This is a genomic window from Bacillus sonorensis NBRC 101234 = KCTC 13918 (assembly GCF_001592005.1).
Classification (GTDB): Bacteria; Bacillota; Bacilli; order Bacillales; family Bacillaceae; genus Bacillus; species Bacillus sonorensis.
Window position 1 is genome coordinate 1 of sequence record NZ_BCVZ01000038.1, and the last position, 13,050, is coordinate 13,050.

At 43.4% G+C, this 13,050-nt stretch carries 1 protein-coding gene; it reads right to left on the reverse strand.

Annotated elements, in window-relative coordinates; genetic code table 11:
- Positions 1 to 13,050, reverse strand: a 13,050-nt coding sequence (locus BTR1S_RS21125; protein WP_061781688.1) for a non-ribosomal peptide synthetase, incomplete at both ends; no start/stop codon positions are given.

A 13,050-nucleotide genomic window follows, 5' to 3' on the forward strand; every position in this document is an offset into this window, starting at 1 on the left:
TGTTGATCACTTCTGCGAGTTCGCTGATATTCAGCACCGTGTCTTTCTCGATCATGACGAGTGTGGCGCCGTTTAAAAGAGCACCGAAAATATCGAATATCGACCCGTCGAACGAATAGTTGGACAGCTGGAGGATGACATCGTCATGCCGGATATCAATATAATTGGTGTTCTTCACGACCCGGACCGCGCTGTAGTGCGGGATGACCACGCCTTTTGGCGTTCCGGTTGAGCCTGATGTATAGACAATGTAGGCTGTATCACTCGAACGATTGACTGGCCGAAGGTTTTTCACGCTTTGTATCTGCAAATCATTTGCGCACAGATCAACCGTCTCAATCGCAACGTTTTCAAGCAGCGGTTCTTTGGTCAGCACCAATTCAGCACCGCTATTCTCCAGAATATAATCGATTCTGTCCTTCGGCGTTTCCGGATCGATCGGCAGGTACATTCCTCCTGCTTTTAACACCCCCATGATGCCGATGATCATCTCGAAAGAGCGCTCTGTGATGATCGCCGCAATAGAGCCGGCGCTAATGCCTTTATCCCTGAGCAGTCTGGCTGCCTGGTTTGCTTTTTCGTTCAGCTCCCTGTACGTCATCCGCTGGCTGCCGAATACGATTGCTGTATGATCAGGGGTTTTCTCCGCCTGTTCCTCAAACAGCTGATGAAGCGTTTTGTCTTTTGGATAATCGGTTTTCGTATTGTTGAATTCGTATAACAGCCTGTTTCTTTCCTCGTCTGACACAAGATCGATTTCGCTTAATGTCTTCTCCTCATGTTCAGCCACTTGTTCTGCGACGGCTATCACATGCTTTTCTATGTTATCAATCATGATTTGATCATAGACATTTTGATCATACGCAATTTTCAGCGTCAGCCTGTCTTCTTCCAAAACACCGATCATATTAAAATCATAGTTTGTCCGCTCTTTTCCGTGTACGCTCTTCAGTTCAAAGCCGATGTCGCCGATATTGTTCAACAGATGCCGATCAAATGCATAATTTTGAAATACCATGACATGGCTGATCAGCTCTCTTTTCAGCTCACTCAGCTCTTGAAGCTCTGATAGATTCATATAGCTGTATCGATTGCTTTCAAGGGACTCGGCCTGGGTTATTTTCAATACTTCCTTGAAGCTCTTGCCGCCGAACCTGATTCTGGTTGGAATTGTATTAATAAACAGTCCAAGCATTCCGCCGATACCGTCTACCTTGGCTTCCCGTCCCGATACGACGGTTCCGAACACCACTTCTTCTGCTTTGTTGTATTTGGCCAAAACAATGCCCCAAATGCCCTGAAGGACGGTATTGATCGTTACATTGTTTTGATTTGCGATTTGAGTCAATTTCTTTGTAAGATCTTTTGACAATGCTATGACTTTTTCTTCACCACAATATTCTTCAGTATTTTTGCGATGATGCCGTTTTGGAAGTTCGATTCGGGTCTCATATCCATCCAAATATGTTTGCCAATATTCCTTCGCTTCATCTTGATCCTGTTTTTCCAGCCATTTGATATAGTCGCTGTACGGTTTCGGAGCTTCTAATTGAAGGATGTCACCCGTCATCCTTTTTCCATATATGTTGAACAGCTCGCTTACCATGATCCCCAGACACCAGCCGTCCAGCAATATGTGATGATGGCTCCAAATGAGTTGATATGATTCATCATCTATTCTGATCAAACATACTCTCATCAGAGATTCGCTGCTCAGGTCAAATCCTTTTTCTTGATCTTCTTTTAGATATTTTTCGATTAGCATTTGCTTCTGAGCACGGCTCTTTTCTTTCAGGTCAATCGATGTAAAAGCTATTTTCCGCTCGGCGGCAATGATCTGCCTCGGTTCCTCGACGATTTCGTATTCAAATGATGCTCTCAGGATCTCATGTCTCTTTACAATCTCATTAAAGCTATCTTCTAAAATGGCCGCATTTACACTGCCTTTTAAATCAAAGACGATTTGCTGGAAGTACGCGCCGGACGTGTGATCCTCCATGGCGTGGAAGAGCATCCCCTTTTGCATATTGGCAAGCGGGTAAATCTTCTCGATGTGACATGAACTGTACTTGTTCTTGATGTTCTCCAGTTCCTCGAGACTCAGCGAAGCGTCGCCATAATCAGAAGGTGTCATCTCAATGATGTCTTTGGCTGCGCAATGAGCAATTATCTTTTCAAGGTTTTCCTTGTATGTTTGATTGAATTGACGGATTGTGCTTGGGTGATATTGTTCTTGATTAAATGTTGTATATATGGTCAATTCGCCGTTTGTCACGATAGCATTCATTTCGATCGGGCAGTGCCGCAAGACTTTGCCTCCGACGCTTTCGCCGGATGGCAATGGCGATTGAGAAAATACGTTTCGGTTCAGCTCGTTCATTTCTCCAAAATAATTAAAAGAAATTGGCGCACGGACTTCGTTTAATTCATCCAGCTCCCGGGTCAGGTATTTTAAGACACCGTAGCCTATCCCTTTATTCGGTATTTTTCTCAACGACTCTTTAACCATTTTGATGTTTCGGGACAGCTCTTTTTCTTCACCCAAGTTCAGGAATACCGGGTAGACCGTTGTGAACCAGCCAACCGTTCTGCTGATATCAACACCTTCCAGAATGTCTTCCCTGCCGTGGCCTTCCATCATGACCTTCAGTTTGTTTTCGCCGGTCATATCCCTGACTCCGGATAATAACGCCGTTAACAAAATGTCGTTGATTTCCGTGTTGTACGCTCTGTTTGTTTTTCTCAACAGAGCCGAGGTTGTCTCTTTGTCGAGTGTGATGCTGAATGTCGTGCTGTTTTCAAATGTATCTCTTTCCAGCATTTTATTTTCAGGAATAAATGGAGCATGGGCTTTTGCCGTCTCTCGCCAATACTCTCTTTCCTTCAACAGCTTCCGGCCGGCGGCATACGCCTTCAATTGACGGGCGAATGCCTGATAGGAATCCGTTTTGTATCCGATATCAAGCCTTTCGCCTTTTGCTGCCTGAGTGTACAATGTTTCGAAATCCTCAAAGATGATTCTCCACGATACCCCGTCAACGACAAGGTGATGGATCACAATAAGAAGATGGTCTCCCTCATCTGCTTGAAAGATAGCGAGGTTCACCAATTTTCCATCTTTTATAGATGATTTCTTTTGTATATCGGCCGCCAGTTCATGGACCCTTTCCGCTTGATGCTCTATCCCTTTGATATTGTGCACATCCAAACCGAAAAGGTTGTCCTGGTAGCCCCTGTTCAATTGAATGATTTCGCCGTCTTTTTCTTTGTAGATCATCCTCAGCGCGTCGTGGTGCTCCAATATTTTATTGAAGGCCTTTCTTACATCATTTTCGTCAAAGCCGTCTTTTCTAAAGAGCATAAATGACTGGTTAAAGTGGTCGGGCTCCTCTTTGTTTTTCGCAAAATATCTTTTTTGTATTGGAAGCAGCTCTGTTTCACCTGTAACGGCTTCGTTATGGCTTTGCTCTTTTGTTTCCTTCCTTATATATTTGCTGAGATCTTTTATTTTTGGATGGGCAAACAGTTCCCTCATCTCAAGCTTCAGGTTCAGTCTTGCCAGCCTTGACACAATTTGCAGCGCCTTAATTGAATCTCCCCCTGATGCAAAGAAATGGTGGCTGATTCCGATATCCTCTGCACCAAGAATCTCTCTCCAGATTTGCACCAGCTTTCGTTCGATTTCATTTCGCGGCGGTTCAAGCTCCGTTCCCGCGCTTAGATTGCCGCCAGGTTCCGGCAGCGCCTTTCTGTCTATTTTGCCGCTTGATGTGTAAGGCAGCTCATCGAGCTTGACAATATATGAAGGGATCATGTAATCGGGAATTTCTTTTTCCAGGAACTGTCGAACAGCCTCGGCCGTCAAATCCTCCTCAGCTGTAATATAGGCGCATAAATAACGGTTTTGATTTTGATCTTTTCTGGCAAGCACTGCCGCTTCTTTTATGTCCTCGTGTCTGAGTAATTGATTTTCCACTTCACCGAGCTCTATTCTGTAGCCGCGAATTTTCACCTGATGGTCGGCTCTTCCTAAAAACTCAATATTCCCATCCGGATGCCACATGGCCAAATCTCCGGTTTTATACATTTTTTTGCCAGGCTCAAATGGATGATCGACAAATTGATCTGCCGTAAGCTCAGGCTGGTTTAGGTAACCCCTTGCCACGCCCTCTCCGGATATGCACATTTCTCCGGCAATTCCGATTGGCTGAGGATTATGTTCCTTGTCGACGATATATATTTGTGTGTTAAAAAGCGGCCTGCCGATCGGAATGGACGGCCTTGGCGCCGGTTGTCCAAATTCGATTTGATATGACGCTGCGTCAACGCAGCACTCTGTCGGACCGTATACGTTTGTAATATTGCACTTCAGGCCCGGAAGCTTTTCGAATAGCCCCTCGACCAGCTCAGGCGTTAACGAATCCCCTCCTACGATCAATTCATCGAGAGCCAAATCCCGTTCCATTTTGTTTATATAAGTCAGCATGTTTACATGAGCAGGCGTCATATCAGATACATTGATTCTGTTTTTCTCGTAGAAGTCAATTAAGCTCATGGCGTCAAAGCTCGCTTCTCTCGGGACGATGTAGAGGGTATGCCCAAGCAGGAGCGATGCAAAGATTTGTTTGACAGAGGCATCGAATATATACGGCGCGACCAATGCTACGTGTAAATGGGAGTTGAGATGCTGATAAATTCTTTCATTCAGCCCCTGAACCAAATTATTCACACTATGATGCTCTATCATTACGCCTTTCGGTTTTCCGGTAGATCCTGATGTGTAAATGACATATGCCAGATTTTGCGGGTTGATAAGATGCTTCATGCTGGTTGTATGGTCTTTCGTATGCAATTGATCAAGCCTGATGATTTCTCCGTTAAAATCTTCACCCGGATGGGCATCACCGCTCACACATACTGCCTTGGCCCGGCTGTCCTTTAACATGTACCTTTTTCTTTCCTCCGGGTATTCGGGATCGATCGGCAAATAGGCTCCTCCCGCTTTCAATATGCCCATAATGCCGACAATCATTTCGATTGACCTTTCGGTGATAATGCCCGCCACGATGTCCGGGCCTACTCCCTTTTCACGCAGAATGGAGGCGAGGTGATTCGCCCTTTCATTTAGTTCCCTGTAAGTGATCTTGTCATCTGCAAAAACGACCGCCGTGTGATCTGGAGTCTTTTCCGCCTGTTCTTCAAACAGCTGCGGTATCGTTTTCTCTTTGCAGAACGCTCCGTCTGTGCGATTAAATCCTTGCAGAATCCTATTTCGTTCAGCCTTTTTTAAGACATCAATTTGATTTAGTTCAATATCCGGATTTTCCGCTGCTTTTTGCAATAAATTGATCAGATGTTCCGCTAATCTTTCTATTCTTTCTTTTTTAAATAAAGCCGTGCAATATTCTACTTCCAATATCAAGCCGTTGGCAGATTCGCTTGCATTGACCGTTATATCAAACTTGGAAATACCGCGCTCGATCCCAACCATTTTGTTTCTCAGCCCATTTGCTTCAAACGGCTTTACAGCTGTGTTATGGTACACAAGCATCGTATCAAACAGCGGGTTGCGCGACATATCTCTTTGGATATTGACCTTTTCTACAAGCTCTTCGAATTGATAATCCTGGTTTTCATAAGCCAGCAGCGTGTTTTCTTTTACTTCATTTAAGTACTTTCTGAAAGTCTTGTTCCCTTCAGGATGATTTCTGATCGCAAGGGTATTGACGAACATTCCGATGACATGATGGATATCCTCATGTCTTCTTCCCGCGACCGGCGTCCCAACGATGACGTCTTCTTGTCCGGTATATTTGGAAAGCAGCGCTGTATACCCCGCTAAAAGAAGCATGTACATCGTAACTCCGTTTTCTTTCGCCACGTTTTGCAGCTTGGCGAGCGTTTCTCTTTCGATCGTCAATGTTACGGTATCTCCTTCAGCGCTTTGGGTGAGCGGCCTTTTATAATCTGTCGGCATGTTCAATACCGGAATGTCACCTTTAAATACATTCAGCCAATACGCTTCCTGTTTTTTCAGCTCATGATGCTGAACAATGCCTTTTTCCCATTCAGAATAGTCTTTATACTGAAGCTTTAATGGCGGCAGCGTTTTTCCTTCATATAAGGCCGACAATTCTTTCATAAAAATGTCCATTGACACGCCGTCTGATATGATATGGTGCATATCAAACATCATCAGGTGTTTGTTTTCATTCATTTTTAAGACTTCCGCCCTGACAAGCGGCGCTTTTTGCAAATGAAACGGTCTGATGAAATCTTTTATTTTGTCTTCAGGCTTTTCTGCACCGATCTCACTGTATGCCACTTGAAAATCAAGCTCTTTTTCAATCTTTTGCACTGGTTCTCCGTCGATCATCAAAAAGGAGGTTCTAAAAGATTCATGTCTTTGAATCATGTGTTTCAAGGCATTCTCAAATCGCCGGATATCAAAATCGCCTTCAATCGTCATGGCAAAAGGCATGTTATAGCTGATTCCGCCGCCTTCGATTTGATTGAGGATAAACAGCCTTTTTTGCGCTGAAGACAGGCGGTAATAAGGTTTTTCTTCCGCTTTGGCGATCGATGGATAAGCACTTTTCCTTGTTGAAGCGATACTTTCTCTAAGCCCTTTAATCGTCGGCGTTTCAAATATTTGTCTTAACGGCACCTTTACTTTCAGTTCTTTGTGAATGTTTGACAATAATGCGGCGGCTTTGAGCGAATGTCCGCCGGCTTCAAAGAAATTATGGTTGATCCCGATGTTTTCAATGCCTAAAGCTTCTCCCCAAATGGAAGCAAGTTTTTCTTCCGTCTCATCCCGCGGCGCTTCATAGCTTATATCCATTCCGCCGCTTCGGTCAGGCGCAGGCAGTCTATTCTTGTCCAATTTTCCATTCACGGTAAGCGGCAGCCGGTCAAGCTTGACAAAGTGCGCAGGGACCATATAATCCGGAAGGTCTTTCTTTAAAAAGCTTCTGAGTTCTTCCGGCTTGATTTCTTTTTTGGCGGCTACATATGCGCAAAGGTAGCTGTCATGGTCTCCGTCCTCTCTTGCGATGACCGCCGCTTCATCAATATCCGTATGCTCGAGGAGCCTGCTTTCGATCTCGCCGGGCTCAATCCGGTAGCCGCGTATCTTTACTTGCTGGTCAACCCGCCCTAAAAACTGAATGTTTCCATCAGGCAATATTTTTGCAAGATCCCCTGTCCGGTACATTCTTTCTCCGGGAGTAAACGGATGCGGGATGAATTTTTCCGCTGTCAGTTCGGGTCTGTGCAAATATCCGCGGGCCAACCCTTCACCGCCTATGCAAAGCTCGCCGACAGCCCCCAGCGGGCACAGCTTATTGTCCTGATTCAAGATGAATGCTTGGACATTATCGATCGGTTTGCCGATCGGAATATTTTGATAGGTCTTGTCAATGGTAAAGCTTGTGGAAACGACTGTATTTTCTGTCGGTCCATAATTGTTTACGATTTGATAGTTCTTTTCTTTATATATGTTTAATTTATCTCCGCCCGTTAACAGGATTCTTAAAGAATGATTGTCAAGGGCTATAAATTGTTCGCAGACTTGCGTCGGCAAAAAGCAAATCGAAATATGATGCTCATGAAAATAGCGGTTTAATTTTTCAACATCCAATCTCGTTTCATGATTCAAAACATGAACGGATGCTCCCGCCGTAATATAAGGGAAGAGCTCCCAGACAAAAGCATCGAAGCTGACGCTTGCATAAATCGAACTATTATCATTTTCGCTGATGTCATAACGGGATTGATGCCAGTGGCACAAGTTGGCTAAAGAATGATGTTCGACCATCACTCCTTTTGGCTTCCCTGTTGATCCGGAAGTATAGATCACATATGCAAGATCGCCGCATTGATTTACATTGGCAATGTCAAAAGGATCTTGATCATCAATTCTTTCATCCCCTATATCAATGAACTCGATCGTGTCTGCCTCAAGGCCCTTTCGATGCGGATCATCAGTCAGAATGAATTTGACCCGGCTGTCATCCATCATGTACTTGATCCGCTCAAGCGGGTATTCAGGATCAATAGGCAAATAAGCTCCGCCGGACTTTAAGATTCCCATCATCGCGGCGATCATATCAGTCGAACGCTCCATCATGATCCCGACGAGCGTATCCGGACGCACGCCTTTTTCCCTTAACAGTCCCGCCAGTCGATTTGCTTTTTCATTTAGCTGCCGGTACGTCAGTTTTTGATGTTCGAAAACAACTGCCGTTTGGTCCGGCGTCCGCTGCGCCTGCTCCTCAAACAGCTGATGGATTGTCTTTCCTTTTGGATAATCGACCTTTGTATTGTTAAACTCCTGCAATAGCATCTGCCTTTCCCCGCGCGACATCATCCCGATTTGATCCAGCGCCAGGTCAGGATTCGCCGATATTTCTCTTAAAATACCGAGGTAATTTTCCGCTATTCTTGAGATGGTTGCTTCCTTGAATAAATTCGTCGAGTATTCAATATTCAACATGATCTCTTGTTCAAAGTCTAAAACATTAAACGTCATGTCGAATTTGGCATTGTCTAATTCGAAGATGATCGGACTGAGCTTCACATCGCCTTTCTGTTTGGTGAACATCCTTGCATCTTCCAGAACAAACATCGTGTCAAATAAAGGATTTCGATTAGGCTCTCTTTTGATGTTGAGCTTGCGGATTAAATCATCAAATTGATATTCGGAATGTTCAAAGGCCGCAATCGTATGATTTTTCGTCTCGTTCAAAAATTCCCTAAATGGTTTTGAAGTGTCGAGCTTGTTTCGTAAAGCGAGCGTATTGACAAAAACGCCGAAAACATCTTGCAGATCTTGATGCAGTCTTCCTGCGGCCGCCGTTCCCACAACTATATCCGTTTTATCCGTATATTTATTTAGAAGCACATAATATGCGCTTAACATCACCATATAAAGGGTTGTTCCTGTGTTTTTCGCTAAGTCTCTTATATGTTCTGACAGCTTTTGATCGATGTTTAAATATATGTTGCTTCCTTCGAACGTTTCGATGTTTTCCCTTTTATCATCATAAGGAAAATCCAGCCTCGCAGGTATATCGCGATAGACATCCAGCCAGAATTTCTCTTGCTTTTTCATCGCTGCGGATTGATGAAAAGTATGATGCCATTCCACATAATCTTTATACTGGACGCCGGCTTCCGGCAGTGGTTCACCAGTGTACAGCTCCAGAATTTCGTTCATCAGTATGCCTTGGGAGACGCCGTCGGCAACAATATGATGAAAATTAATCACCAATATGTGCCTGTCTTCGCTGATTGTAATCAGCTTCACCCTCATGAGAGGAGGCCGGCTTAGATCAAAAGGCCTTGTGGATTCTTTGCAGTAAGCGCTTGTTGCTTCCATTAAAGCATGTTGATCCGCTATGGAATCGTCCAGGCGTTCATATTCCATCTTAAATTCGACGTCATCATATATATTTTGGATAAGTTCATTGTCGAGAATGTCAAACCCGGTTCGCAAAATTTCGTGTCTTTGCAAAAACTTTTGAAATGCATTCTCTAGTTGGACAGGGTTGATCCGCCCTTCGACAAGAAGCGCCATCGGAATATGGTAGGCTCCCCTTTCATTCTCCATCATGGAAAGCATGTACATTCTTTTTTGGGCCGGTGATGCCGGGTAATATTCCTTAACAGCCGCCTTCTTAATCGTATTTTCAATATGTTGGTCTTTTCTGCTTTTTAAATAGCGATCTAAAGCGATAATCGTGTCATTTTTAAAGATTTCGCCTATCGGCATTTCAACATTCATTTTTTTATTGATTTCAGAAATCATCGAAATGGCCTTGAGCGAGTCCCCGCCTATTTCATAATAGCTGACGTTGAGATTGATGCTGTCCAGGCCGAATATGTCCTTCCAAATCTCCAGGAGCATGGCCTGTGTTTCATTTTCCGGCTCTATGCATGCGCCTGAGGTGCCTTCATCTCCTGTTTGCTCTTCAGCCAATTGATGCAACTTGCGCTTATCGATTTTTCCGTTGACAGTGAGCGGAATTTCGTCAATGTTCACAAATTTCACCGGAATCATATAATCAGGCAGAGTATTTTGCAAAAATCCCTTTACATCTTTTTGACTAATCTCTTTTTCTGCAACAACAAAGGCATATAAATTCTTGATGCCATCCAGGTTTTGATGGTCAATGACCGTTGCCTTCCTGATGTCGGCATGGCTAAGGAGGGTGTTTTCAATTTCCCCCAATTCCACTCTGTACCCCCTGATCTTCACCTGGCTGTCTTTTCTTCCGAGAAATTCTACATAGCCATCCTCTTTTAATACGCCGTAATCACCCGTTTTATAGATATAGCCCAGTTCTTGATGGCATATAAATGACCGGTCCGTTTTTTCTTTGTCATGGATATAGCCGCTTGCCACTCCCAATCCGCCTATATACAGCTCTCCTTCCACACCGACAGGACACAATTGCTTATGCTGGTTGAGTACATATATTTTTTGATTGGCGAGCGGTTTCCCATAAGGAATGCTTTTCCAGCTATCTTCGATTTTTCGAATAGGGTAGTAGATCGACCAGATGGATCCTTCTGTTGCTCCGCCCAGGCTGATCACTTCTGCCTTTTTAAACGTTTTCTTTATGTTTTCAGGCAGCTGAAGCGGTATCCAGTCTCCGCTGAGCAGCACAAGCCTTACATGATGGTTGTGTTCGCTGTCATGATATAAGTCAGCCGTCATTCCCATCAGCGCAGGAACAGAGTTCCATATTGTGATTTCCTCTTTTTCCACTGTCTCTTTCAAGCGGAATACATCTCTTTGATCATCAATGATGATTAGAGCGGCCCCGCTGCTTAAAGCGCCAAATACGTCATAAACCGACAAATCAAAGCACAACGAGGAAATGCCCATTATTTTATCGTTTTCTGAGACGCCGAACTTTTCATTGATATCGAGAATGGTATTCGCAGCGGCTCCATGAGTAATCTGAACGCCTTTTGGCTTGCCTGTGCTTCCGGATGTAAATATGACATATGCCATATCCTCGAGATTGACTTTTTGATCAACCGGTTCTTTCGAGAAGCGCTCAATATTTTCATATTCATAAATGTCATGGCTGATAAAGAATCTGCAATTGCTTTTTGATTTAATATACTCCTTCCTTTCCTCCGGATAATCGGGATCAAGGGGAATATAGGCTGCACCCGACTTTAATACAGCAAGCAGATTGATCATCGTGCCTATGCTTCTTTTGCCTATAACGCCTATATAATCGCCTTTTTCTACTCCTTTTTCGATTAAATATCTTGCGACTTGATTGGATGTTTCGTCCAGCTGCCGATATGTCATAGATTGTTCATGATGCTTTACCGCGATGCGGTCAGGCCCTTGTTTCACCTGATTGATAAAGAGTTCGTGCAATGGCAGCGTATTGAAATTTTGATCTGTATCATTGTAATCTTGTATAATTTTGCGGCTCTTTTCATCAATTTGGATATTTGATACTTCCTCACAGGAAACGACTTGGTTGATGACGTCAATAAACTGGTTAAACATGGATGTAATGACGTCATGGTCAAATATCTGCTCAACATAATCCCATGTGATATACAGGCCGCCGTTGATTTCATAAACCTGGTTATCAATGTACACCTGGGACGTTCTTGTGCTAAAGAAATGAATCTTATCAAAATCGACCAGCTGATCAAAGGAATCTTCGGGATTTTCACTCAGCACACTCGTAAACACGATGGGCATGACAGCCTTTTTATTCATGCCATTCTTTTTCGCGATGTTCCTTATGACATCAACACCGTCATAATGTCTGTGTTCAAGTGCTTCCAAAAGTGTATCCTGAACGTTTAAAGCGAAGTTCCAAAAAGAATTCATTCCATCTTCTGCATTAATGTCCAACAGCATTAAAGTCGTGAAATCCCCGACCATGTTCTTCACATCTGGATGAAACGGCATTCTGTTAAATACGGTTAAGTTAATGGCAAAATGATTTTGCCGGCTCCAATAGGCTAAAATATAAGCGTAAGCTGCACAAAGGACGGATGTCGGTGTAAGATTTTTGGTTCTTGCTTTTTTCTTTAATTCGGTCCATGTATGCTGTTCTAAAAATGTCGAAAATTTCTTGAATGTAGGCTTCGTCACATTAGCGGGATCATATGTCAGAGGCAGCTCAGGTGCGCTAGGAAAATTGTTCAGTTTATCCAACCAGTATTGTTTGTCTTTTTTATATCTGTTCGTTTGCTTAAATTCAAGCGAAGCCAAAACATAGTCTCTGAAGCTGTAATCTAAGGAGGGAAGCTGCAGACCGGGATTTTCATAAAATTGTTTAAACTCCCTGATCAAAATTTTCATGCTGCTGTCATCACAAATTAACGGGTCTACATTGAGGAAAAAATATTTTTTTCCTTCCGGCAAAATAAACGTTTTGATTTCAAACAGCGGCCATACACTAGGATCGATGATTTTGGAGGTCATTTTCTCCCGCTGTTTCAAAATCCTTGCTTCTGTTTCTTGTTTGGTTACATGTCTTACATCCAGGGTTTCGATCGTATAGCACAGATCTTCTTCAAGTATTTTTTGTGTTCCATTTTCAAAGACGATGGTGCGGAGAATCGGATGCCTGTTAATTAATTTTTGCAATGCCGTTTGAAATCGATTCAAATCAACATCGGCTTCAAATTCGACAGTCAGATTGGTCGCCACTCCGCCGATTTCGAACGTTTCATCCCTTCCGACCAAATATGCCAATTGAATTCCTGTAAGAGGAAAGCTTTCATGCATATGTTCCGGATCTGCTGTATTTTCCACAACATTGTCGTCTGAAAACTCTTCTTGATTGGATTCAATAAAATCACTTAACTCCTTTATGGTAGCGAGCTTAAAAAATAAATGTAACGGAATGTCAACATTCATATCCTCTTTTATTTTGGCAATCAGCTCCATGGCATTCAATGAATGGCCGCCCATCATTGTAAAATGATCATTGATTCCCGCTTTTTCCACATGCAAGATATCACACCAAATCTCTGCCAGCTTCTCTTCCGTATCATTTC